23 protein-coding genes and 2 tRNA genes are annotated in these 23,760 nt (G+C 70.5%); 4 read left to right on the top strand and 21 right to left on the bottom strand.

Going from position 1 to position 23,760, the window contains the following annotated elements; translation table 11 throughout:
- Positions 1-85 precede the first annotated feature (85 nt).
- Positions 86-1,489 (bottom strand): trigger factor, encoded by a 1,404-nt coding sequence (gene tig / locus ACIBK3_RS22915; protein WP_399368147.1) that lies wholly within the window; start codon positions 1,487-1,489, stop codon positions 86-88.
- A 214-nt stretch (positions 1,490-1,703) separates the two neighbouring features.
- A tRNA-Pro gene (locus tag ACIBK3_RS22920) sits at positions 1,704-1,780 on the bottom strand.
- Between the two features lie 129 nt (positions 1,781-1,909).
- Between ACIBK3_RS22920 and ACIBK3_RS22925 the strand changes: the two genes are divergently transcribed.
- Positions 1,910-1,983 (top strand) — tRNA-Gly (locus tag ACIBK3_RS22925).
- 71 nt (positions 1,984-2,054) lie between these two features.
- On the opposite strand, the gene ACIBK3_RS22930 is transcribed toward ACIBK3_RS22925, so the two are convergent.
- From ACIBK3_RS22930 to ACIBK3_RS22980, 11 genes are all read right to left on the bottom strand, one after another.
- The gene (locus ACIBK3_RS22930) at positions 2,055-3,194 is read right to left on the bottom strand and encodes a tyrosine-type recombinase/integrase (protein WP_399368149.1); all 1,140 of its coding nucleotides are present in this window, start codon (positions 3,192-3,194) and stop codon (positions 2,055-2,057) included.
- A complete protein-coding gene (locus ACIBK3_RS22935; protein ID WP_399368150.1) occupies positions 3,194-3,397 on the bottom strand; it encodes an excisionase family DNA-binding protein in 204 nt (67 codons plus the stop codon). The genes ACIBK3_RS22930 and ACIBK3_RS22935 overlap by 1 nt, the downstream gene beginning before the upstream one ends.
- The gene (repSA, locus tag ACIBK3_RS22940; protein WP_399368152.1) at positions 3,390-4,772 is read right to left on the bottom strand and encodes a replication initiator protein RepSA; all 1,383 of its coding nucleotides are present in this window, start codon (positions 4,770-4,772) and stop codon (positions 3,390-3,392) included. The genes ACIBK3_RS22935 and repSA overlap by 8 nt, the downstream gene beginning before the upstream one ends.
- Positions 4,765-4,950, bottom strand: a complete 186-nt coding sequence (locus tag ACIBK3_RS22945; protein WP_399368154.1) for a hypothetical protein — start codon at positions 4,948-4,950, stop codon at positions 4,765-4,767. The genes repSA and ACIBK3_RS22945 overlap by 8 nt, the downstream gene beginning before the upstream one ends.
- 85 nt (positions 4,951-5,035) lie before the next feature.
- On the bottom strand, positions 5,036-5,587 hold the full coding sequence (locus ACIBK3_RS22950; RefSeq protein WP_399368156.1) for a GGDEF domain-containing protein: 552 nt from the start codon (positions 5,585-5,587) through the stop codon (positions 5,036-5,038).
- Positions 5,588-5,679: 92 nt separating this feature from the next.
- Positions 5,680-5,994, bottom strand: a complete 315-nt coding sequence (locus tag ACIBK3_RS22955) for a SpdD-like protein (RefSeq protein WP_399368157.1) — start codon at positions 5,992-5,994, stop codon at positions 5,680-5,682.
- Between the two features lie 11 nt (positions 5,995-6,005).
- A complete protein-coding gene (locus ACIBK3_RS22960) occupies positions 6,006-6,161 on the bottom strand; it encodes a hypothetical protein (protein ID WP_399368159.1) in 156 nt (51 codons plus the stop codon).
- A 13-nt stretch (positions 6,162-6,174) separates the two neighbouring features.
- Positions 6,175-6,366, bottom strand: coding sequence for a mobile element transfer protein (locus ACIBK3_RS22965; RefSeq protein ID WP_143614700.1), 192 nt, complete (start codon positions 6,364-6,366; stop codon positions 6,175-6,177).
- Positions 6,367-6,387: 21 nt separating this feature from the next.
- Positions 6,388-7,068: a DUF2637 domain-containing protein gene (locus tag ACIBK3_RS22970; RefSeq protein ID WP_399368162.1), complete on the bottom strand. Its 681-nt coding sequence runs from the start codon at positions 7,066-7,068 to the stop codon at positions 6,388-6,390.
- A gap of 82 nt (positions 7,069-7,150) precedes the next feature.
- Positions 7,151-8,506 (bottom strand): FtsK/SpoIIIE domain-containing protein, encoded by a 1,356-nt coding sequence (locus tag ACIBK3_RS22975; protein ID WP_399368164.1) that lies wholly within the window; start codon positions 8,504-8,506, stop codon positions 7,151-7,153.
- Between the two features lie 2 nt (positions 8,507-8,508).
- Complete coding sequence (locus ACIBK3_RS22980; protein ID WP_399368166.1) at positions 8,509-8,865, bottom strand: hypothetical protein; 357 nt, start codon at positions 8,863-8,865, stop codon at positions 8,509-8,511.
- 157 nt (positions 8,866-9,022) lie between these two features.
- Between ACIBK3_RS22980 and ACIBK3_RS22985 the strand changes: the two genes are divergently transcribed.
- Together ACIBK3_RS22985 and ACIBK3_RS22990 are read left to right on the top strand one after the other, a co-directional pair.
- Complete coding sequence (locus ACIBK3_RS22985) at positions 9,023-9,754, top strand: XRE family transcriptional regulator (RefSeq protein ID WP_399368168.1); 732 nt, start codon at positions 9,023-9,025, stop codon at positions 9,752-9,754.
- A gap of 34 nt (positions 9,755-9,788) precedes the next feature.
- Entirely contained in the window at positions 9,789-10,259 is a 471-nt protein-coding gene (locus ACIBK3_RS22990; protein WP_399368170.1) for an NUDIX hydrolase, read from the top strand.
- Here ACIBK3_RS22990 and ACIBK3_RS22995 read toward each other — a convergent pair.
- Together ACIBK3_RS22995 and ACIBK3_RS23000 are read right to left on the bottom strand one after the other, a co-directional pair.
- Positions 10,247-10,807 (bottom strand): HDIG domain-containing metalloprotein, encoded by a 561-nt coding sequence (locus tag ACIBK3_RS22995; protein WP_399368172.1) that lies wholly within the window; start codon positions 10,805-10,807, stop codon positions 10,247-10,249. The two genes, ACIBK3_RS22990 and ACIBK3_RS22995, sit on opposite strands and share 13 nt — an antisense overlap.
- A gap of 1,420 nt (positions 10,808-12,227) precedes the next feature.
- Complete coding sequence (locus ACIBK3_RS23000; protein ID WP_030675302.1) at positions 12,228-12,422, bottom strand: hypothetical protein; 195 nt, start codon at positions 12,420-12,422, stop codon at positions 12,228-12,230.
- Between the two features lie 555 nt (positions 12,423-12,977).
- On the opposite strand from ACIBK3_RS23000, the gene ACIBK3_RS23005 reads away from it, so the two are divergent.
- Positions 12,978-14,198 carry an acyltransferase family protein gene (locus tag ACIBK3_RS23005; protein ID WP_399368173.1) on the top strand — a complete coding sequence of 407 codons (1,221 nt, stop codon included), beginning with the start codon at positions 12,978-12,980 and terminating at the stop codon, positions 14,196-14,198.
- Between the two features lie 121 nt (positions 14,199-14,319).
- Here ACIBK3_RS23005 and ACIBK3_RS23010 read toward each other — a convergent pair whose 3' ends face one another.
- From ACIBK3_RS23010 to ACIBK3_RS23035, 6 genes are all read right to left on the bottom strand, one after another.
- The gene (locus tag ACIBK3_RS23010; protein WP_399368175.1) at positions 14,320-15,753 is read right to left on the bottom strand and encodes a DUF6177 family protein; all 1,434 of its coding nucleotides are present in this window, start codon (positions 15,751-15,753) and stop codon (positions 14,320-14,322) included.
- 4 nt (positions 15,754-15,757) lie between these two features.
- The gene (gene eccCa / locus ACIBK3_RS23015) at positions 15,758-19,732 is read right to left on the bottom strand and encodes a type VII secretion protein EccCa (protein WP_399368178.1); all 3,975 of its coding nucleotides are present in this window, start codon (positions 19,730-19,732) and stop codon (positions 15,758-15,760) included.
- 52 nt (positions 19,733-19,784) lie between these two features.
- Positions 19,785-21,305, bottom strand: coding sequence for a hypothetical protein (locus tag ACIBK3_RS23020; RefSeq protein WP_399368180.1), 1,521 nt, complete (start codon positions 21,303-21,305; stop codon positions 19,785-19,787).
- Between the two features lie 89 nt (positions 21,306-21,394).
- Positions 21,395-22,750 (bottom strand): type VII secretion integral membrane protein EccD, encoded by a 1,356-nt coding sequence (gene eccD, locus ACIBK3_RS23025; RefSeq protein WP_399368182.1) that lies wholly within the window; start codon positions 22,748-22,750, stop codon positions 21,395-21,397.
- A 96-nt stretch (positions 22,751-22,846) separates the two neighbouring features.
- A complete protein-coding gene (locus ACIBK3_RS23030; RefSeq protein ID WP_399368184.1) occupies positions 22,847-23,158 on the bottom strand; it encodes a hypothetical protein in 312 nt (103 codons plus the stop codon).
- 69 nt (positions 23,159-23,227) lie between these two features.
- Complete coding sequence (locus ACIBK3_RS23035; protein ID WP_399368186.1) at positions 23,228-23,671, bottom strand: HD domain-containing protein; 444 nt, start codon at positions 23,669-23,671, stop codon at positions 23,228-23,230.
- Positions 23,672-23,760 lie beyond the last annotated feature (89 nt).

Raw genomic sequence — 23,760 nt, forward strand, 5'->3', positions numbered from 1 at the left:
GCCCCGCGCCCAGGGGGCAAGACAACGGGCCCTGGGGTGCGATGTCCCCAGAGCCCGTCCTGTGTCCGTCAGAGGTGCCGTGGGCTCAGCCCTCGGTCTTCTCCTCGGTCTTCTCCTCGGCAGGGGTGTCCTCGGTGGCGTCGGCGGCGGCCTCGGGGGCCTCCGTCTCCTCCTCCTCGTCGTCCTCCAGGTCGATGATCTCGCCGTTGGTGTCCTTGACCGTGGCCTTCTCGACCACGACGGCCAGGGCCTTGCCGCGGGCGACCTCGCCGACCAGCATCGGGACCTGGCCGCCCTCGACGACCGCCTGGGCGAACTGGTCGGGGGACATGCCGGAGGAGGCCGCGCGCCGCATGAGGTGCTCGGTGAGCTCCTCCTGGCTGACGTTGAGCTTCTCCTGCTTGACGAGCTCGTCGAGGACGAACTGGGTCTTGATGCCCTTGACCGCGGCTTCCTTGGTCTCGGTGTCGAACTCCTCGGCCGTCTTGCCCTGGATCTCGAGGTACTTCTCGAGGTCGAGGCCCATCTGACCGAGCTGGTGGTGCTCCAGGTTGTGCTTGCGGGTGTTGATCTCGTCCTCGAGGAGCTTCTCCGGGACGGGCACCTCGACGAGCTCCAGCAGCTTCTCCAGGACGCGCTCCTGGGCCTGCGTGGCCTGGTCGTACTGCTTCATGTTCTCCAGGCGCTTGCGGCTGTCGGCCCGGAGTTCCTCGAGGGTGTCGAACTCGGAGGCGAGCTGCGCGAACTCGTCGTCCAGCTCGGGCAGTTCGCGGGCGGCGACCTGGGTGACCTTGACGGTGACCTCGGCCTCCTTGCCGGCCGCCGAGCCGCCCTTGAGCTCGGAGGCGAAGGTGGCCTCGCCACCGGCCTCCAGGCCCTTCACGGCGTCGTCGATGCCGTCCAGCAGCTCGCCCGAGCCGATGGTGTAGGAGACGCCGCTGGCGACACCGTCCTCCAGCACCTCGCCGTCGACCTTGGCCTCCAGGTCGATGGTGACGACATCGCCGTCCTCGGCGGCACGCTCGACCGGGGAAGTCGACGCGAAGCGCTCACGCAGCTCGGTCACGGCCTTGTCGACGTCCTCGTCGCTGACCTCGACCGCGTCGACCTCGACCTCGATGCCGGAGTAGTCCGGGATCTCGAGGGCCGGGCGGACGTCGACCTCGGCGGTGAAGTTCAGCGTCTCGCCGTCCTTCAGCTCGGTGATGTCGACCTCGGGCTGGCCCAGGACGTTGAGGTCGGCCTCGTTGACCGCGTCGGTGTAGAACTTCGGAAGCGCGTCGTTGACGGCCTCTTCCAGTACGGCGCCACGACCGAACCGCTGGTCGATGACCCGGGCGGGGATCTTGCCCTTGCGGAAGCCCTTCACCGTGACCTGCTGGTTGATCTTCTTGTACGCCGCGTCGAGGCTGTCCTTGAGCTCCTCGAAGGGCACCTCGACAGTGAGCCGAACCCGAGTCGGGTTCAGGGTCTCCACGGCGCTCTTCACGGTTCGGTCTCCTTGTGGCTGACTGCTTGGGTTCTGCCGGAGCCAGAACGGCTCCGGCGGATTCGCCGCCCGGAGGACTTCGTAAGGAGAGACACACGGGCGTGCAGCTTGCATAGTAACGGCAGCGGCGACACGGCCCCAAAGGCGATCACGGAACGCGATCACCCGAGGTGACCGCGTACGTGACCGGTGACGGCCGGGGACGGCCGGTCCATGGTCGGGGTGGCGGGATTTGAACCCACGGCCTTCCGCTCCCAAAGCGGACGCGCTACCAAGCTGCGCCACACCCCGTGCTGGTGCGACACGTAGGGTACATGCCCGCAGGCGGCGCGGGCCCCCGCATTAACGGGGTGTGCGATGAGGCGGGGCGACCCGCTACGATGCCTCCTGTGCCGCGATCACCGATCTGCGGTGCGCCTCGCGGGCGTAGCTCAATGGTAGAGCCCTAGTCTTCCAAACTAGCTACGCGGGTTCGATTCCCGTCGCCCGCTCCATACGGCTCAGGGCCAGGTCAGAGGAACATTCCTCCGCCTGGCCCTGATGCATTTCCGATCTTCGTTTCGGCCTACGTGCCCGCTGCGTGCCCGTTCGACTTCGAATCATTCTTCCGAGCCTGCTCGACGACGGCGCTCACAGCCTGACCGATCAGCCGCTCTCGCTCGGCCGTGGCGTGCTGGTAGATCAGCGCAGCACGGGCCGTGCTGTGGCCCATCCTGGTCATCAGCTCACGTGTGCTCGCACCGGTCGCAGCAGCGAGGGTGTTCCCCGTGTGCCGGAGATCATGAAAGTGAAGGCCCTTGATGCCAGCTTGATCACACGCCTTGCGCCACAGCTTGTTGAAGTGGTTCCGGCGCGGAGTCGCCCCCTTGGCCCCGACGAAGACCCGGCCGTCAGGCCCCGGCTCGGCGAATACCGCAAGATGCGTAGCCAGATCGGTAACGATCACGGCAGGTATCGCCACGGTGCGCTTTCCGGCAGCGCTCTTCGGTTCCTTCAGCAGTCTTTTGCCGCTGTGGAGTTCGGCCACGTTCCGGCGGACGCGGAGTGTTCCCGTGTCCAGGTCGAGATCACGACGACACAGACCGATCAGCTCGCCCCAGCGAAGCCCCGTGAAGGCCGCCAGGAGGATGAGAACGCGATACCGGGGCTGAATCACCCCCGCGATGTCGTACACCTCCTGAACCGTCGCCGTGGGTCGCTCCGGCGTGGGTGCGACGCTCGCGCCCTTGACCCGGCAGGGGTTGCGCCGAATGAGTTGGTCGTCCACGGCAGTCATGAGTACGGCGCGGAGGAGCGCGTACGACTTGGCCACCGAGGAGGCGCCGGCACCTGCGTCCAAACGAGCTACCCGCCAAGCCCGCACCATGGCCGGAGTGATGTCGGCCAACGCAACCTTGTCGAAGGTCGGCGCAAGGTGGTTCCGCAGGAGCGACCGGTACAGGTCAGCAGTCGAAGCGCTGATGCCCCGCTCAACGATCCAGGTAGCCGCGTACGATCCGAAAGGAACTCTGGCGGCATCCGGGTCTGTCCAGTCCCCCGCTCGCAGCTCGGCTTGGCGCTCGGCCAGCCAGTCATCGGCTTCCCGCTTCGTACGGAAGGTGTGGGGCGCCGGGCGGTCAGTGCCATCAGGTGCCAGGTAGCGAGCCTGATAGCGCCCAGAGGGCAGCTTGCGCACACGGCCGAACGACCGCTTCCTACCCGCCATCAGGCCACGCTCCTCAGCCGCCGTGCGGAAGGCGCAACGGTGTTGGCGTCGATGAACTCCCGTATGGCGCTCTCGGGGATGCGGACGTGTCGACCGACCTTCACATAGGTGATGCGACGCTCCTCGATCAGGCGCCGAGGAAAGCGCACGGTCGTGCCGAGGATCTCGGCAACCTGATCAACGCTGAGGTACCGCTCATTCATGGTCTTGCTCTCCTTCCAGGCGCAGGTCTGCAAGTGCTTCGCGGGTGGTTTCGCGGTTGAGCTGGAGGTCGCGGGCGATGGTGGCGGCGAGGGCGGATTCTCCGGGGGTGTGGCCGTGTCCGGCGTATTGCCAGTCGGCGAGGACGAGGACGGTGTCCGGCTCGCGGTCCTCGAGGCCGAGGGCTTCGCGTTCCTGGGCGGCGCGGAAGTCGGCGCGGGCCTGGCGGAGGGCGCCGAGGGTGGTCGAGTAGCGGCGGGACTTGGAGCTGAAGTGGCCACGGAAGCCGAGCATGTGAGCCCAGGCCCACAGGCGCCGGTCGGGGTAGAGCGGATCGAGGACCTTGCACGCTTCGATGAGGCGGCGGGTGTGGTCGGGCACGCCGTGGCGGTCGAGTTCGGAGAGTTCGCCGATGCGGCGGTCGAGGGTGCCGGTGTTCTCGGCGGCCTTGGTGGCGTACTTGGCGACGTAGGAGGCGACGGCCTGCTCGGTGATGTCGGAGCCGTCACCGAAGGCCTTCACTGGCCGGACGTCGAGCTGCGTGCCCCAGCGGAAGGTGCGGGCGGGCTGGTCTGAAACGGCCGGCACGGAGACCGAGGTGTACGAGTGCGCGGCGGCGGCGCGGATCGAGTCGGCGAGCAGGTCGCCCGTTGCCCAGGCCGGAGGAGCCGTCTCGGGTCCTTCCGGGCCGTCGATGCGGATCACGGCGTGGAAGTGCAGGGCGCCGCGCTTTTGGAACTCGGCGACCTTGCCGTAGGAAAGCCGTGCTGCCTCCTTCAGCTCCCGTTGCGTGAGTCCGGCGCGGGCGGCGATCTCGCGGCGGAGCCGGTTGGTGAAGCGCTGCCAGAGCTGTCCGGCGTGGTTGTTGAAGAGGACGGCGCCCGCGTAGTCGTAGGTGATCGGATCGAGGGCGGTGCCGAGGGCGGGGTCGTCGGCGGGGTGGCGGGTGCCGCAGCGGCAGACGCCATGGTCGGGGCGGTTGTGGACCGGGCCGAAGGAGGGGGCGGTGAGGGTGGCGAAGACGCGGGGGTGATCGCGGACGGTGGCGGGGACGTCGCGGCGGTCGTCTCCGGCCAGGCCCGCGCGGATGAGGTGGTAAGTGTCACCCGCGTAGGTGAAGGCGCAGGAGGGGCAGCGGGAGGCGCGGCGGTTGCCGCAGGCGAGGCGGAGGCGTCCGCCAGGTTCGTTCTCGGTGGAGTAGTGGTGCAGGGTCTCGCCGGTGGTCTTGTCCTTGGTGAGGGTCCAGCCGGTCAGGTGGATGGGGTCGGCGCAGCCTCCCGTGCGGCGGATCTGGTCTGCCCAGCGGTCGTAGTCGGACGCCGAAGCCACCCTCAGCAGGTCGCCGAGGGTGGTCGGGTCGAGCAGTTGCTCAGGCACGGGCGCCCTCCCGCGTGCGGTGGGTGGGGGCGGTGCCGGTGCCCTGGCAGGCCGGGCAGTGCGCGGTGATGGTGCGCAGGTGGCCGCGGTGGTCGCGGCCGCCGAGGGTGACGGCGACGGAGGGGAAGCCGTCGCAGGCCGGGCAGATCCTCGCCGGGCGCGGGGTGGGGTGGGCCATGATGGTGGTTCCTTTCGATTGCGGTTGGAAGGAACGGCCCCGGGTGGCGGCGTGCTTGGCGGCTTGTGCGCCACCCGGTGGCCGGTCAGAGAGCAGTGCGGGAGCCCCGGCGGCCACGGCCTTTCGCGGCGTACATGGCGGCGTCGGCGGCGGCGAGCGCGTCGGTGAGGGTGGGCACCGGAAGGTCGGCGATGGGGCAGGCGCCGACCGAGGCGGCCAGCGGCAGCGGGATGCCGTCGTAGTGCACCGGCTGGTGGAGTGCGGTGGTGAGCGCGTCGAGGTCGGCGGCGGCAAGGTCCCGGATCACGGCGACGAATTCGTCTCCGCCCAGGCGACCGGGGATGCCGTTGCGTCCGCACCAGGCGCGCAGCCGGGCGGCGGTCTCGATGAGGGCGGCGTCTCCGGCGGCGTGGCCGTGGGTGTCGTTCAGGGTCTTGAAGTGGTCGAGGTCGACCAGGAGGACGGCCGCGTCCGGGTGCCGGCGGATGAGGGTTTCGGCGCGGGCGGTCCATCCGGCTCGGGTGTGCAGGCCGGTGAGCGGGTCGCGGCGGGCGGAGGCGAGGCGGCGGGCGAGGATGCCGCCGTGCACGGCCCAGCCGAGTAACGGCACGATGCTCACGGTGGTGTTCAGGTCCACGGCGTTCTCCTTGGCGATGGCGGTTGGCTGCCGGAACGCGGTCCCAGAGGCGGCGGCGTGCTTGGCGGCTTGTGCGTCGCCCCCAGGACCGTTCAGCGGCGGTGCTGGGAGGCGGCGAGCGAGCGGATGACCAGGGCGCAGACGGCGACCGAGGCGGCGGTGACGGCGACCGCGAGGAGCATGGAGACCAGGACGGTGCCGACGACCAGGACCACGGCGGTGCCGCCGCCGACGAGGGCGAGGACGGACCCCGGGGTGAGCTGGATCGTCGACCGGGACGAGGGGGCCTGCGCCACCGGGGTGGTCGTGGCGGGGGTGTGCTGGACGACGGAGGTCGGCTCGACGACGGCGGGCTGGGAGACGCGGCCGGTCGGGGTGGGCATGGTGGGGATCTTCGGGCGGAGCATGGCGGATCTCCCTACTTGATGGCGGTGTCGATGACGGGGGCGAGGAGGCTGTCGGCGATGAGGTAGCCGCCGAGGAGGAGCACCAGGACCAGCCAGAGCGGCGGGCGGATCAGCTTGCAGCCGAGGTAGCCGACGGCGGCGAGGGCGAACCAGAGGGGGACGTCCATGGGTGGTGGCCTCCTATCGGGCGGTGCAGCGGTGGGTGCGGGCGGCGAGCTGGGCGGCGGACTGGCTGGAGTAGTCGGCGGACCAGCCGCAGCGGTCGTTGGTGCACACGGCGGCGTGCTTGGTACGGCCGTGGCGGTCGCGGTGGGTGCCGATCTGTACGGGGCCGATCCGCATGACGGAGTGGAAGTGATCGCGGGCAGGCATGACGGTGGTTCTCCCTTCGAGTCAGGTGAGTTGGGCGGCGATGGCGTCGGCCAGCTGGGGCGGGACGCCGAGGCGGGCGCGCAGGGTGTCGGTGTCGATCCGAGTGCCGGTGCGGACGTGGTGGTCGTCGGCGACCTTGCGGGCGTGGTCGACCAGCGCAGCCGGGACCGAAGCAGCGGGAGCAGCCGTGGCAGGCTCCGGCGTCGGGACGGGTTCAGCGGCCGGAAGCGCGGGGGTTTGTTCGGCCTCGGTCACAGGGGCCGGGATGGCTTCCGGCTCAGGTGAAGGGACCGGGTCGGGGCCGGACGGAGTGGCCGGCACTTCGGGTGCCGGGTGGTCGGTGGTGGAGTGGGCGAGGAGGGTGCCGCCCATGAAGGCCAGGGCGGGCCAGGCGGCGACCAGGATCCGCAGCCAGGCCGGGACGTCACCGAGGTTGAGGAATCCGGCGGTGGCGACGTTGGCACCGAGGGAGGCCACCAGCGCGATCACGAACCAGCACCAGGCCAGCCGGGACGGGCCATCGGAGCGCAGCCGCCGCCAGGCCGCGACCAGGAGCAGGTCAACGCTGATGGGGTAGGCCCAGGCTTTCCAGCCGTCTTGTCCGGCAGCGGCGGCGAGGTCGTGGAGGTGGGCGAAGGACAGTGCCCCGGCGATGACGGCCTGGACGAGCACGGCGTCGACTCGGAGGGCGGGGCGGGCCATCACGGCTCCTTCCGGTGATGAGGCATGGCGGGGGTAGGGACCTGGCGCGAGACGGTCACGCCGACCGGTGGGACGGGGTGGGTCAGGCGGTGGCGGGCGCTGTCTTGGACAGCGGCACGCGGGCCGGGGGCAGCGGGGCAACCGCGGGGCGGTAGGCCGCCAGAGCGGGCAGGTCCGGAACGCGGTCGGCGTACTTGTTGCAGATGTTCACGGCCTCGCGCAGCGTGGTGTGCGGGGCGCGGATGCGGGCCCAGCCGCCGGAGGAGTCCCCGGCGATGGCGACGCCGCGCATGTCGGTGGGGATCTGGACGGCGGCCAGGACGGCGTCCGGGGAGATGTCGCCGAAGGCCATGTTGGCGGAGGTCTCGTCGTTGACGCGGTGGGCGGTGCGGCCGGTGAGCTGGGAGCGGAGCATGGTGATGCTCTTGCCGAGTTCGGCGCCGAAGCGCTGCCCGCAGATCTCCAGATAGATGCCGGCGGCGCGGCCGAGCTGGGCCAGGCGCACCAGGGCGGTGATGATGCGGTCCCGCCGCTTCTCCTCGTCTTTGGTGGCGAACAGGGCGAGTTCGGCGACCTCGTCGACCAGGACCACGACCGGGACCGGTCGCAGGTCGGCGGGCAGGTCCCAGATGTCGGCGGCGATCTCCGCATCCGGGGTGCTGATGCTGATGCGCTGCTGGGCGCGGATGAGCTGGTAGACGTCCTCCATGTGCGAGACGAGCGCCTCCAAGAGATCGAGGGCGGTGTCGGGGTTGTCGGCGAGGGCGGAGAAGCGGCGGGCGAGCGGGAAGAGTTCGACGCCCTGCTTGCAGTCGATGCCCACCAGGGCGACGTCCTGGGCGGCGAGTCCGGCCACCAGATTGCGCTGGTAGACGGACTTCCCGGATTCCGTGGCGCCCAGGGTCAGCCCGTGTGGAACGGCCCGGTAGTCGCGGTAGTGGACCGAGCCGTCCTCGCGCAGGGCGACCGGGACCCGCATCGGCCGGGCGTCGGTCCTGGCGGGCATCTGCACCCGCTTGAGGACGTCGTAGCCCGTCATCCGCACTTCGACGACACCCGAGCACAGTTCGCGAGAGGTGACGCCGTACATCCCGAAGGAGTGGCGCAGCCGGTCCGTTGCGGCGGAGACGTCGAAGGCATCCTGTCCGGGGCGCAGGCCCAGTCGCAGGACCAGGCCGGTGCGGGTCGGGCGGATACGCAGGATGCGCGGCGGACGGGACTCGGGTGCCGGACGGTTGGTCATCCGGGCGAGGGTGAGGCGCCATCGGGAGGGCGGGACCGTCAGGCCGCAGGCGTCCATGACCGAGGCGTATCGGACCAGGATCCGCAACGTGGCGAGGGTGACGCCGAAGGTCAGCCAGTACCAGGCGGGGCGCCGCCACCGCAGGATCACTGCGGCAGCGACGACCAGCACCAGAGCGACCATGAACCAGGTCATGGTCAGGCCGCCTTCGGCTTCGAGGCACCGGCGGCCAGCGAGGTCACGGCGACCGCGCGGAAGCTGATGCCGTGGCGCTTCTGGCCGTTGAACTCGTTCTCCCACGGCCGAGCCACCAGACCGGTCAGCGCGACCGGGGTACCCATGGTCAGCTCAGCGGAGATGCCCGGCTCGGGCACGGCCACGGTGACGACCTCAGCATTGCCGTTCATGACGAACAGCACGTCCACCGTCCACAGCGTGTCGCCGCTGTCTCGGTCCACGGCCACCTGACCGGTCTTGCGGTCGGCCACCTTCTTCTGCGGGGGCTGAGCGACCATCACGGTCGCGCCAGTGGTGTCCACGGGGATCTGACGCATCGTCTTGTCCTTAGCTGTAGAGCGTCTGTTGACCGACTCCCGTCGGTGAGACCAGGAGACCGCGAGAGGGGATGGACACATCACGGCCCGTATGGACGTTTGGGGACGTCTGAGTTATCGTCAAAACGTCCCCGAGACGTCCGAGGAAGGGCAAGCCATGGCGAACGAGCGTCTGCGCGCGGCGATTTCAGCGAAGGGCGAGACCATCCAGTCCGTGGCTGAGCACGTCGGGGTCGATCCCAAGAGCGTGGAGCGCTGGATCACGACCAACCGCACGCCTCACCGGGGCCACCGCTGGAAGGCCGCGAGCTTCCTCGGCGTGGATGAGGTCTACCTGTGGCCAACCGTCGAGAAGCAGGCCGAGACGGCAAGCACGTCCGAGCTGATCACGTACTACCCGCACCGGGGCGCGGTGCCGGCCGCGCTGTGGTCATCGCTCATCGAAAGGGCGGCGGACCAGGTGGACATCCTCGTGTACGCGGGACTGTTCCTCTTCGACAACCATCCGGACCTGCCGTACGAGTTGGCCGAGAAAGCCAAGGCGGGGGCCCAGGTACGTGTCCTCCTCGGCGACCCTGACTCGGAGATGGTCCGGAAGCGCGGCGAAGAGGAAGGCATAGGGGACGGCCTGGCGGCACGTGCCCGGATCACCCGGAGCTACCTCGAACCGGCGATGAAGACACCGGGCGTCGACGTCCGGCTGCACGACACGATCCTCTACAACTCGATCTACCGGTTCGACGACGACGTGCTGGTGAACCCGCACGTGCTCGGAGCTCCCGCCGGGCAGAACCCGGTACTGCACTTCCGCTACATCCCAGGCGCCCGCACGTTCCGGCACTACATGCGGAGCTTCGACTACACGTGGGAGCGGGGCCGGACCGCGTAGTCCAACTGTGGGCCCGTCGTGCGAGGCTGGAGGCATGGCCCGCGTCGACTACATCAACGATCCGAACGCCCCGAAGGCGAACAGCATCGTCCCCTCGGTTACCGCCGTTGCGCGCAACGAGGATGGAGAGGTCCTGCTCATCCATAAGACCGACAACAACCTGTGGGCCCTGCCGGGCGGCGGCGTTGACGTCGGCGAATCGGTCGCGGATGCAGCAGTGCGCGAGACCAAGGAAGAAACCGGCTTCGACGTCGAGGTGACAGGCCTGGTCGGCCTCTACACCGACCCCGGCCACGTCATGGCCTACGACGACGGCGAAGTCCGCCAACAGTTCTCGATCTGCTTCACGGCCCGGATCACCGGCGGCGAGTTGCGTACCAGCAGCGAGAGCAAGGAAGTGGCGTTCGTCGACCCGAGCAGGCTGGACGAGCTGAACATCCACCCGTCCATGCGGATGCGCATCGAGCACGGCTTGTCCGATCGGGCAAAGCCCTACATCGGCTGATCAACCATGCGGGCCCGCGTCCGCTCGACCGCCTCCTTGAGGTACGGCCGTGCCTTGCTGATCGCGTTGTGAACCTCGCTGCCCGGCTCGTAGCGCACGAGGATCTCATCGATACGAACATCGAAGTCGAAGGACTCCCCGGCGGGGCCGGTCGTCATGTCCGCGAAAATCAGCGCATCCAGAACCGGAGAGTCTTCCCGGTCGTAGACGGCTAGTTCTGCCGACAGCCCGCGCTGCTCAGCTTCGTACACCGCCCCGGAGTGATGGGCGACCAGCCGCACGAGACGTGCCGGCGCACCGAGTGCTTCCAGATGGCGGGCACCATCGAGTGGGTGGAACCCGGTGTCCCGCAGCTCGGGCGCGTAGCCGATGTCGTGAAGCCACGCGGCGGCGACAAGGAGATCCCGGTCAGTCTCGGACACAGCCGCGGAAGCCTCTTCGGCACGAGCAGCCACGGCCTGAGTGTGCAGCCAGCGGTTCCCAAGCGGAGGAAGCAGGGACTCGGCGAGTTCCGCCGCACCCTGGGGCGTGTCCAATGCAGAAGGCATGGACTGAACGTTAGCCGAGGCCAGCAAGGAGCCGACAGCCCACGATCGAGCGGAGCAAGCTCCGTGTGCGGTAGAACTTTCCCTACTTCATCAAGGCCCGCGCACGGCGCGGGCGCGCGCCGCCTCTGCGGCGCGGCCTGCCTCTGTCTTCGCCCCGGCTGGCCGCGCCCGGCGGCGCGCTACGTGCAAGCGGGCAAGGACGGGACGTCACCCGCGAGCACAGGATGATGCCTCCGGCGGGGGATCGGCCGGCACCGGGATGGAGGGGGCGCCGTTGCCGAGTACAGGCACGTAGGGGCGTGCGAGGAGATGCTTCCATCCCGTCCGCCGTCGACCCAGGCAGAGCCGAGCAGACGCGGCCCATGGCGTCCAGGTCGTTCGTACAGTGGCGCGCTCCACCTGGACGCCATGAACCACGTCCGCTCCACGGTGTGTGGGTCGACGGCGGACGGGATGGAAGCTGAAGGTGAGTGGTGGGCTGAAGAAGACTGCTGGTAACGAGAGTTGTGGGGCCGCACGGCCAACTCAGCTACACTCTCGCGTAATCAGGACACACCTGATTGCCGTGTGGCACGGAATCCTCCAAGACTCCAACGTGCCCACGGCATCCAGCGAAGCGAAAGGATCCTCATGCCCGAGGACCGCCCACGCTCCCCCCAACCCTATGGCGTACGCCATGGAATATGGGTTACGCGGAATAGTACACCCAGGGAAACCAGCGAGCCACCCTCCGGCGGCCACCACACGGCAGCACTGATCACAGCTTTCGCCAGCCTGATCACGGCCCTGACGGGGCTGGCAGCCCTACTGTTGCACCGCGTCTAACTGGAGGAGCACGCGTGCCCTTTGCGTGCCCGTACGGTCGGCAACGAGCAGGGAGCAACGGGGAACCACGGCGCTGACGGCAGGAACCCGCAGCTCACCACTTTGCCAGCTCAGAGCGCATCCGCGTACGCGATCTTCCAAACTAGCTACGCGGGTTCGATTCCCGTCGCCCGCTCCATACGGCTCAGGGCCAGGCCAGAGGATCACTCCTCCGCCTGGCCCTGGTCGTTTCCGGGGCTTGTCCAGTCCGGCGTGCCCCCCGCGTGCAGAAGTCCCTCGGACCGTCCGCACGTGATCATCGGGAGCATAGGTGACGGTGCCGGCGCGGATGCCGGCTCCTCGGTGACCGGGCACGCTTCGGGGGCCACACGTGCCCCTGCGTGCCCCGATCGAAAGGCGACGGGCGGGGCCCCACGGAAACGTCGGCGAGCGTCTCAGATGCGCTGAGGCCGGCGTCTCGCCGGCTCAGGCGGCCTCCGGCGGCTGGCGGAGGTCTTCGGCGTCACGCGCGACCGCTTGTCGTGTGCGGTCGGGCGAGGTCGGTTCGGCGGCGGACGAGAGGGGACACGTCCGGAACCGGGAGGACGCGCCGCGCCTAGAACTGGATCGAGTTGATGGTCTCCGCTATCGAGTTCAGGAACCGTTGGATGTCGTCGGCCATGCCGGTCGAGGCGAGGAAGAAGCCGAAGAGCACGGCCACTACGGCGGGGCCGGCCTTGATGGAGCCACCCCGGATCAGCACCACCATGATGATCCCCAACAGAAGCACCACTGACAGCGAAATGGCCACAACTGATCACACCCTCGGTCGGTCCGCTCTCCCGGCCCGGGGATGCAGCCCCGCGCACCCCCGCCAGAACCATCGTGCCACCAACGCGGCCCGCATATGCGGCACGTGACCCAACGTTGGCCATGACTGCCCCGGATCACCACGCGGCCACGGGCCCGGACGGGCTTCCTCCCCGGCTTTCGCACGGCAATTCGACGGGGCACCGGCACAGAACATTCGGCCCGATCGTTTCCGTGTCCACACACCATGTACGCCGTTTTCGCGGCGAATTCGGGTGGTCGGCCTGAGCAGGCAGAGGTGACCTGTACGGCATGCCGACCATGCACCGTTTAGTACGGATGAATCGCGACAAGTGGGTTGGATATGGTGCGGCTCGGAAGCGCCTGCCCTGTGTCGGTCATCACGCGGGCGGCGGCCCGAACTTCGGGAAAACGCGAGTATGCGAAAACGTTAATCAGGAACGACTTCCCAGGTTTTACGAAAACGCACAGCCGGGGCTAAGGTGCCTCAGATGTTCCACGCCGCCTCGTCCCCCGAAAGCGCAGCGAGGTCCCTGTGACGAATCCGCTGCGACCGCACGGCCAGAACCGGGCGCCGCTCCCCCCGACCCAGCCGTCGGCGGACGGAGTGCCGAGTCCGCGCTCGCCGCAGAACCAGCACAGCGAACAGGCCTCTTCCCGCGCCACGGCCGGCGCCGGCGAGCGGCCCGGCAAACAGCGCGACGCGTTCTTCGACAACGCCAAGTACCTGGCGATCGTTCTCGTCGCCGTGGCCCACTCCTGGGAGCCCGTCAAGGGCGACAGCCGGATCCTGCAGAGCTTCTACACGGTCGTGTACACCTTCCACATGCCGGCGTTCATCATCATCTCCGGCTTCTTCTCGCGCAGCTTCGACCTGCGCGCCGACCGGCTCAAGCGGCTGCTGACCGGTGTGGTCGTGCCGTACGTCGTCTTCGAGACGGCCTACTCCCTCTTCAAGCGCTACGTCGATCACGCGCCCGACCAGGAGATCAGCCTGCTGGATCCCTGGTATCTGACCTGGTTCCTGTGCGCGCTGTTCATCTGGCGGCTGACCACGCCGATCTGGAAGCTGGTGCGCTGGCCCCTGCCGATCGCCCTCGGCATCGCCATGCTGGCGTCCGTCAGCCCGGAGATCGGCGACGACCTCGACCTCCAACGCGTGCTGCAGTTCCTGCCGTTCTTCGTGCTCGGCCTGTACATGAAGCCCGAACACTTCCGGCTGGTGCGCCGCCGCTCGGTACGCGTCCTGTCGGTGCCGGCGTTCGCGACCGCGCTGGTCGTCGGCTGGTGGGCCGTGCCCCGGATGAAGACGGGGTGGTTCTACCACCGGGCCGCCGCGCAGGAGCTGGCCGCGCCCTGGTGGTCCGGGCCGGTCATGGTCCTCGCGCTGTTCGGCTGCTCGCTGCTGCTGACCGCCTGCTTCTTCGCCTGGGTTCCGGGCCGGAAGATGTGGTTCACGGCGCTCGGCGCGGGCACGCTCTACGGCTATCTGCTGCACGGTTTCCTGATCAAGGGCGGGGAGTACGGAGGCTGGTTCGACCACGCCTGGCTGGAGCGTCCGCTCGGCGAGATCTTCCTGAGCGTCCTCGCGGCCGCCGCCGTGACCCTGTTGTGCACCTCGCCGGTGCGCCGGGTCTTCCGGTTCGCGATGGAGCCGACGATGGAGTGGGCCTTCAAGCCGGACTCCGCCGACGTCACACACAGGCGTGAGAAGACCGGGCAGGGCGCACCCGAGCGCGAGAAGGTCAGCGCCTAGTCACCCGGCTCACCGACCAGTTCTCCGACCTGACCGGGAAGCGCACGCCTCGGCGTGTACTTCCCGGTCGGTCGTGTTCCCAGGCCGGTGCGGAGCATGCCGCCCCTCAGCCCTCACCCGCTCACCCCTCGCCCTTCAAATGCCTCATCAGCCGCTCGAAGTCCTGCCACCCCGACAGGTCCGACGGATCCCCCGGCAGGGGGTAGTACAGCGCGGGCCGCGTCCGTGGGCCCAGTTCGCGCGGGGCCTCGGCGAGCGGGGTGCGGCGGGCGCGGTCGCCGGGCATGGTGCGGACCTCTTCGGCGCCCAGGACGAAGGCGTACGGCACACCGGGGCCCTCGAAGTGGGGCGGGACGGAGAGGTCGCGCCGGGCCCTGCGGATCTGGACGAGCATGGACTGCAGGTCGTGCCGGGTGGCGAGGGCCTCCGCGGCGGCCTGGACGGCGTCCGTCGGGACCTGCTCCCCGGGGCCGTACCCGAAGGCCAGTGTCACGTCCTCCTCGACGCCGCCCTTGGTCCGGGTGACGCGGACGGTCGCGAGTCCGGGGCGTTCCGGTGTGCCGACGACGACCAGCCAGGTCGGCGCGGGCGAGCGCTCGTACGCCACGTCGGTCAACTGGCGCAGGGACCAGGGGAGGTTGGCGGGTTCCTCGGTGCCCCAGCCGGACGGGGGCTCGCCGGTGATCTCCCGCCATACGGATTCCACGGCGCCGCCGAGGACGAGGCGGTCGTCGGCGGGGTGGACGGTGCGGAAGGAGATGGCCAGCTGGCGTTCACCGGTGTCGCCCTGTGCGGTGGCGCCCTCCTGGAAGGTGGCGGCGAGCGGGGTGCGCGGGTCCTCGCGGGTCGCGTCCGGGGGCACGACGGTGGCGAAGAAGCCGTTCTTCCACTCCAGAACGGCTCCGGACAGGCCGTCGTAGTAGCCGTCCCGCTCGTCCTGCACGACCCAGCGCGAGGGCCAGCCGGGCAGGCTCGCGCGGACCGCCGGGGAGAGGCGGGTGCCGGCGGGGGTGACGATCTGGAGGCCGAGTTCGGCGTTCGCGGCGGCGCGGAAGGCGTCGGAGAGCCAGGCGGTCATCGCGACCACCGGGCGGTCCTGGATGATGACGGCGACCTTGTCGGTGAGGACGTCGACGGCGGGCTGGGCGGCGGCCGGGACCGGTGCCACGCTCATGCCGTCCGTGTCGACCACGGCCAGCGACCAGGCGACCTCGCGCGGCCAGGCGGTGCCGCCCACCAGGGTGGCGAGCCGGGCGGCGAAGGTGCCGGCGAGCTGCTCGGCCTCCTTCACGCCGGTCGTTGCGCGGGCCTCGGTCCACCAGTACGGCACCTCGGGCGCGCTCGCCCCGAGCAGCCGTTCCGCCTCACCCCTGACCTGCACAAGCAGGGGCGCCTCGACGGAGACCAGCGGGCGGCCCTGCTCGTCGCAGAGCTGCACCACGGCGCCCTCTCCCTCGGTGCCCACGAGTCGGTCCGGGCCGCCGGAGAGGAGACCCGCGATCACGCTCAGGGGGTCGGGCATCTTCTTCGTGAGGGTGATGACGTCCTTCGTCATGGATTCACCTGGTCCCCGTGTAGACGGTCTGGATCAGCCGGCTGGACTGACCCCTGCGCACCAGCACTCCTCGGCCGGGCGGCTGCGCGCTGGCGTACACGCCGGGGAAGAGCTGGCCCTCGCTGCGGTCGCCCGACATCACCAGCGCCGAGGAGCCGGACTCGCGCAGGCCCTGCAGCATCGGCTCGTACAGTCCGCGGGAGGCGCCCGCGACCCGGCGGGTGAGGATGAAGTGCAGGCCGATGTCGACGGCCGAGGGGATGTACGGCACGAAGGGCGCGAGCGGCTGCTGGCCGGCGGTGGTGAGGACGTCGTAGTCGTCGACGAGGATCACGATCCGCGGGCCGGAGAAGCTGCCCGGTTCCAGGTCCTCGGTGTCGGCGCTCTCGTCGGGCAGCCGCTTCTCCAGCTCGCCGGCGATGCCCGCGGCGAGACCGGCGGCGAGCTTGGAGTTGTAGGCGTAGCCGCCCCGGTACTCCTCCGGGATGGCGCCGCGCAGGCCGCGCCGCGGGTCGAAGACACCGAAGACGAGCTCGTCGTCGCCGTAGCGCTCGATCAGGCCCTGGGCGATCGCCTTGATCAGGTTGGTCTTGCCGCACTCGCTGTCGCCCATGATCATCAGGTGCTGGTCGTGCTGGAACAGGTCGAGCAGGACGGGCGCCAGCTGGGTCTGGTCGAGGCCGATCGGGACGCGGCGCGGTTCGGCCGCGGGGCCGGGCAGCAGTTCCGGCTCCAGGACGTGCGGCAGGACCCGCACCGGCTGGGCGACCTCGCCGGTCCAGGTGGCGCGGAGCTGGCGGGCGGTGTGTTCCAGGACCGCGCCGAGGTCGGCGGTGTCGGCGACGCCGTCGACACGCGGCAGGGCGACCTGGGCGAACAGTTTGCCGTCGGTGAGGACGCGGCCCTTCTCCTCCGGGGAGAGGGTCTCGCCGAGCTTGCGGTCGATGCTGGACTCGCTGGGGTCGTTCAGGCGCAGCTCGACGCGGGTGCCGAACTGGGACTGGGTGGCGATGCGCACGTCGTTCCAGCGGAGCATGCCGGCGACGACGTGGATGCCGTAGCCGCCGCCGCGCTTGAGGATGTCGACGACGGCGTCGTCGAGGTTCTCGAAGTCGTCGCGCAGCGCGCCGAAGCCGTCGATGAGCAGCACGATCTCGGTGGAGGCCAGCTCGGGCACCCGGCCGGCGGAGCGGAGCGTACGCAGCTGCTCCAGCGAGTCGATGTTGTGGATGCGGAACAGCTCCTCGCGCTGGTCGAGCATGGCGCGTACGGAGTCGATGGTGCGGGCGGCGCGTTCGCGGTCGGCGCGGCCGGCGACCCCGCCGACGTGCGGGAGCCCGGACAGGGCCTGCAGGCCGCCGCCGACCAGGTCGAGGCCGTAGATGCCGACCTCTTGCGGGGTGTGCGTCAGGGACAGCGAGAGGGCCAGGGAGCGCAGCAGGGTGGTCTTGCCGGACTGCGGGCCGCCGATGATCGCGGCGTGGCCGCCGGAGAGCGTGAGGTCCAGGTACCACTGGCCCTGCCACTGCTTGGTGGGGTCGTCGAGGATGCCCAGCGGCACCTGGAGCGGGCCCCGCCGCTTGGCGAGCTGCATGCCGCGTGCGCCCACCTCCACCGGCCCGGCGACCTTGTCGAGAGGGACGGCGGAGGGCAGTGGCGGCAGCCAGATCTGGCGCACCGAGCGGGCGCCGGCGTTCTCCAACTGGTTGATGAGGACGCCCAGTTCGGTGGGCCCGGTCTCCCTGCGCCGCATCTTCGGCTCGTCGGCGTCCGAACCCTCGTCCTGGCCCATCGTGTTGTACGCCTCGTACTCCAGGGCCATCGGCCCGGTGTCCTCGGCGTCGCGCTGCACGGGGCCGCTGTAGGCGCCGGAGACGTAGCTGGCCTTGAACCGCTCGTAGTGGCTGGTGTCGACCTTGAGGTAGCCGAAGCCGGGCAGCGGGGGCAGGTGGAAGGCGTCCGTGGTGTCCAGGACCGTACGGGACTCGTCGGCGGAGAAGGTGCGCAGGCCGAGCCGGTACGACAGGTAGGTGTCCAGGCCCTTGAGCTTGCCGCCCTCGATGCGCTGGCTGGACAGCAGCAGGTGGACGCCGATGGAGCGGCCGATGCGGCCGATGGACAGGAACAGGTCGATGAAGTCCGGCTTGGCGGTGAGGAGTTCGCCGAACTCGTCGATCACCACGAACAGGTGCGGCAGCGGGTCCAGGTCGGGGCGCTTCTCGGCGCGCAGGGCGGCGTAGTGGCCGATGTCGGCGACGTTGCCCGCGTTCTTCAGCACCTGCTGGCGGCGCTTGACCTCGCCGGCCAGGGAGGCGTGGACGCGTTCGACGAGGCCTGCCTGGTTCTCCAGGTTGGTGATGACACCGGCGACGTGCGGCAGGTCCGCGAAGGGGGCGAAGGTGGCGCCGCCCTTGTAGTCGACGAGGACCAGGGAGAGGTCCTCCGGCGGATGGGTGGCGACCAGGGCGAGGACGAGGGTGCGCAGCAGCTCCGACTTGCCGGAGCCGGTGGCGCCGACGCACAGGCCGTGCGGGCCCATGCCGAGCTCGGAGGACTCCTTCAGGTCGAGCAGCACGGGCTCGTGGGAGTCGCTGATGCCGATGGGCACACGCAGGAAGGCCCGTTCACCGCGCGGCGCCCACATCCGGTTCAGGTCGAGGTCGGCGACGTCGTCGATGCCGAGCAGTTCGGCGAAGTCGACGGGGCCGGTGAGCGGGGCGTCGACCATCGACTCGGCGGACAGCCGCATCGGGGCGAGCATCCGGGCGAGGCCCTCGGCGAAGGGGAAACCGATCTCGTCGACGGTGCCGTGGGCGCTGATCGGCTCCGGCATCCGCAGGTCCTCGATGACGATCTGATCGCCGTCGACGGTGATCCGTACGCCGACACTGCCCGGTTCCTGGATCCGCTGGTCCAGCAGATGCAGCACGGTGATGCTCATGTCCCGCAGCCCGACCGCGTCGTCCGGGCGCGGCAGGTCCACGGCGTCCTGACCGTGCCCGTCGGCGACGACCAGCAGCCGGGAGGTCATGGCGAGGGCGTCCTTGCCGGACAGACCGCGGCGCACCTCGGCCGCGTAGGAGGCGCGGCGGCGCAGCTCGGGGCCGATCTGGCGGGCCAGTTGGGGCAGCGAGGGCGCGATCCGGCGGGCGGCGACGGGGCCGTCGAACTGCTCGCTGTCGAGCAGGTGGGGCAGCCACTTGGCCCACTCCCAGTCGGCGATCCGGTCGCCGGGCGCGGCCAGCGCCATCGCCACGTCGTCGGGCGCGTGGGTGGCGGCGGCCTGGACGAGGAGCGCGCGGGCCACCCGCAGCGTGTCCTCCCGGCTGCCGATGACGCTGATGTTGCCGACCCGGTCGAGCGGGACGGTCAGCGGGAGTTCGGTGCCGTTGCCGAACCGGGACACCAGCGCGGACGCCTCGTTCAGCATGAACTGGTCGGGCGGGGTGAGCACCGAGGAACTCGGCTGGCCCACCTTCAGGTCGCGCACCGGCATCTCACCGGTGCCGACCCGCACCCGCAGGAAGTCGGCGTCCGTCCGGCGCCGCTCCCACAGCCGGGCGGGGTCGCGCACGATGTCGTACAGCGCGTCCGGCGGCGGGTTGAGCACCTGGACGCTCTCGCGCCGCTCCCGTTCCTCCTTGGACAGTTCCTCCCGCATGTCCTCCAGGTAGGCGAGGTAGGCCTCGCGCTGGGTGCGGCGGGTGCGCTGGGCCTTGCCGCGCTGGGAGAAGACCATGACCATCGAGCCGGCGATGGTGACGACGAGGATGATCGCGCCCAGCCCCGCGAACTGGCTGTTGCGCACGACCGTCATCATCACGACGGACGACATCACACCGGCGACGGGCAGCAGCGAGGTCGCTATGGAGCCCGCCTTGCCTTCGGGCAGGTTGGGCGGCGCCTCGATGGTGCGCGGCTCCGGGGAGGCCGGGGGCCGGGTGGTGCGGGCCGGCCGGTGGATCAGTCGGGTGCTCATCGTTGATGCCCTGTCCTCAGTGGTCCTCGAAATCCCTTCGTGCGGGGATGGTTCAGCGGCTCTTCTGCGAGAGCTGGAAGACCTCCGCGGCCAGCCGGGTGGCCGCCTGACGGGTGTCCCGCGCGAGCAGTTCGGTACGGATGACGCCGCCCGCCGCCAGATGCCGGTCGTACGGCAGCACGCGCACGCTCGCCCCGGTCTCCTTCAGCTGCGCCGCGGCCTTGCCGAGGTCGACACCGGTGTGCGGCACGGTCTCGGTGAGGACGACGACGGTCGTGGTCGTGATGTCCCGGGGCAGCCCGCGCATCCACTGCAGGACCGCGTGCGTGCTGGCGATGCCCTCCAGCGTCGCCGGCACGGCGAGGATGCGGCCCTGCGCGGCGGACAGCGCGGTACGGGCGACCTCGGCGGGCATCGTCTCGCAGTCGACGACGGTCACCCCGAAGTAGCGGCGCATCGACACCATGACCCGCTCGTACGCCCGGGTGTCGAGCATCGCCCCGACCTGCCCCTGACTGCCGGGCAACAGCCAAGCGTTGTCGGGCAGTTTGACCAGGTAGCCGGTGACGTCGAGCAGCGTCATCTGCGGCTCGACGACATCGGCGAGGTCCCCGGTGGTCCACCGCAGGCTCTCCGCGCCGAGCCTGATCGGCAGCGAGCCGAGCGCCGGGTCGGCCTCGACGGCGAGCACCGGGTCCTGGCGGTAGTGCGCGTACGTGGTGGCGAGCAGCGCGGCGATCGTCGTCTTGCCGGAGCCGCCGCGGATCGACGTCACCGCGATCTGCCGGCCGGTGGTCACCGGCTGCTGCAGCACCTCGGCGGTCGCGGTGGTCTCGGCGACCTCACGCGCGGCCGAGGAGGACACGGTCCGGCGTACGGCTCGCAGCGCGCGGGCGCTGAACGGCTCCCCGCGCCGCGGGCCGAGCCCCGCGGAGGCGAGCTTCTTGTCGACGACCGGGCGGGAGTCGGGGGTGGCGCGGGGGGAGCGGGCGCGGGGGGCGGGGGCGTGGGCCTGCGCCTGCGTCTGCCGGGACTGGGCGGGGGGTTGTTGCTGCTGGGGGTATGCCTGGTGCGGCTGGGGCTGGGCTTGGTGCGGCTGCTGGGGCTGTTGCGGCTGCTGGGCGTAGGCGGCGGCTTGGTCGCCGTAGGGCTGCTGCTGGGGGTGGGCGGTGGGCTGGTCGCCGTACGGCTGTTGCGGGTAGCCGTACGGCTGCTGGGTGTACGGCTGCTGCGGCTGGGCGGGGTGACCCTGCTGCGGGTAGCCGTACGGCTGCTGCGGCTGCTGCGGCTGGGCAGGGGCGGCCTGCTGCGGGTAGCCGTAGGCCTGTTCGGCGTACGGCTGCTGCGGCCGGCCGGGGGCGGCCTGCTGCGGGTAGCCGTAGGCGGGGGCCTGGCCCTGCTGCTGGGGCTGGGCGCCCTGCTGCTGGGGCTGAGCTCCCTGCTGCTCAGGCGGCTGTGACTGCTGTTCCGGCTGCGCGCCCCCTTGTTGTGGGGGTTGCGGGATGCGCTGCTGGGCCGCGCCGCCCTTCAGGTCGCGCAGCACGTCGCTCTGCCAGTTGTCCCCGTTCGGCATGTCGCCCTTCTCTCCTGCTACGCCGCCGCCTCGTCGGCCCGCCCTGAGCGACGGCGCGGCGGCGTCTGGTCTTCGAAGCCTCAGCAGCCTCAGAACTTGTCGAGCAGTTGCCCGTAGATGCCGAACGCCCCGATGGCGAGCGGGAACAGCCCGATCACGCCGAGGGACTCGATCAGGTCGGCGAACCGCCGCAGTCGTACCTGGACGTGCTCCGGCGGCTCCACCGCGAGGACCAGCAGCGGCAGCAGTGCCGCCGCGCCGAGCAGGACGAGCGCGCCGGCGCCGCCCGCGTGGTCCAGCCACAGCACCGCGAGCCGTACGACGAGCAGTCCCGCCGCGCCGAACAGCGCCACGACCTCGGCGACCAGCGGGAAGGCCCGCGCCCGGGACAGCAGCACGACGGCGGTGAGGGAGGCGAGAGCCACCGTCCAGACGGTCGGCTCCTTCGCGGTGGTCAGCAGCCAGCCGCCGGCGGCGGCCGAGGCGGCGGTGACCACGGTGGCGAGAGCGAGCCCGCGGTGGGTGGCGGCGAGCGCGTTGGCGACCTCGTGCCGGCTCACCGAGGTGCCCGAGGAACGCTTGTCGTCCAGCGCGGTGAGCCCCGAGGCCATCAGCGCGAACCGCGGCAGCAGCCCGAGCAGGATGACGGAGACCACGGCCATCACGGCACCGATCCGGTCCGCCCGGTCCTGTACGAGGGCCACGGCTTCCCACACGGCGGTCACCCCGACGATCGCCCCGGCCCCGATCAGTCCGCCGCGACCGAGCGGCGAACAGTAGGCGAGGAGCACGAGGGTGAGCACCAGCGCGGCGGCGACACCGGCCAGCCGGGCGGTCCCGGACCAGTCGTAGGCGTCGGCGGCGGTCCACGCGGTCAGCAGGCCGAGCCCGCCGGAGGCGAGCAACAACGCGGTCGCCAGGCCCCGGTTGCCCTCGCCGATCTTCGCGATGGCCGCGCCGGCCACCAGGAACAGCGCCGTGCCGAGCGCCAGCCCGGTGGCCACCGACTCCAGCGCGAACTCGCGCCGGGCCAGCAGCGCCGCGATCACGGCGAACACGACCGTGGCGACACCGGCGGCGGTACGGCGGACGGCGGGACGCCAGCGCCAGCCCCGCAGGTCGAGGTCGTCCGCGACCTGGTCGGTGACGTCGTGCACGACCGGCGCCGGCGGTGCGGCGTGGGCGCGTACGAGGCGCAGCACGGCACCGTCGGGGACCTCCGCCGACGACAGCGTGGCGTCGTGCGGCAGCGCGGAACCGTCGGAGGTGATCAGCTGCCGGGTGGTCGGCCGGGACGCGGCCCGGTCGTCGAGCAACTGGAGTATGTCGGGGAGCAGCTGGCCGATCGGAGTGTCCGACGGCAACACGATGTCGGCGCGTCGCCGCTCACCGATCAGAGTGACCCTGCTGAGCTGGGTCCGGAACGAAGTCGCTGTGCTCACCACTCACCGGAACCTATCATCGCGTCGTTTCGGCCAACGGAGTTCGCCGGCATGGGCGGGCGGACCGTGCACACCGTGCTCACCGCTGTTCACAGCCCTTCACCGCTTCTCCGTGCCCTTGTCACCGGCGCCGCTCGGGGCGGTGCCGGCCGCCGGGTTGTACATCTGCTCCTGCTGCTGTTGCTGCTTCTCCTGCTCGGCCTTCTGCTTGGCCAGGGTGGACTGGAGGAAGGACCAGCCGACGCATCCGGCGCACAGTACGGCCGCGATCGCGATACCCGCGAACATCTTGCCGAACCGCTCGTCCGCCGTCCGCCGACCGCGCTGCGCGCCGAACAGCAGCGCGTCGCGCATCCGGCGCCGGCGCACCGCCACCGACTCCAGCAGCTGGCTGTCGTAGTCCCGTGCCATTCAAGTGTCCTGTGTAGGTGGGTGGGTTGGGTAGGTTGGTTCCCCGGGGAGGTCTTGTGGGCTGGGTTTTCAGTCGCCGGGAGCCAGGCCGAGCCGCTTCCGCATGGCCGCGTACTTCTGCTTCAGCCGCCGGGCGGTGTGCTCGTCGAGTACGGCGAGACGGACCGGGTCGGCGTTGTGCGCGAGGTCGGACGCCTTCACCAGCCGGGCGCCGGGGACGGCCAGGATCCGGGTGGCGTACGCCTCCTGCTCCTCGTCCGGCCGCTTGGTCATGGCCCGTACGACATCCTTGGTGTGCTGCGGCAGCGCGGCTGTTTCCAGCCACTCCTCGCTGAGCACTCCGTCCTCCAGGGCGTCGTGCAGCCAGGCCGCCGCGACCAGCTCATCGCCCCCGCCGCGGGCACGTACGCCCTCGGCGACGGCCGACAGGTGCTCGGCGTACGGCCGTCCGGCCTTGTCCGTCTGCCCGGCGTGGGCGGCACGGGCGACGGCCTCGACCTCACTCAGACTCATCTCCGCCCCGGTCCCGGGCGGCCTCTCCTGCGGCATGCGGATCCCCCCTGGCTTCGCTTCCGCAACATAAGACATGAACGCGCCACGCG

The sequence above is a fragment of the Streptomyces sp. NPDC050287 genome (genome assembly GCF_044459385.1).
Classification (GTDB): Bacteria; Actinomycetota; Actinomycetes; order Streptomycetales; family Streptomycetaceae; genus Streptomyces.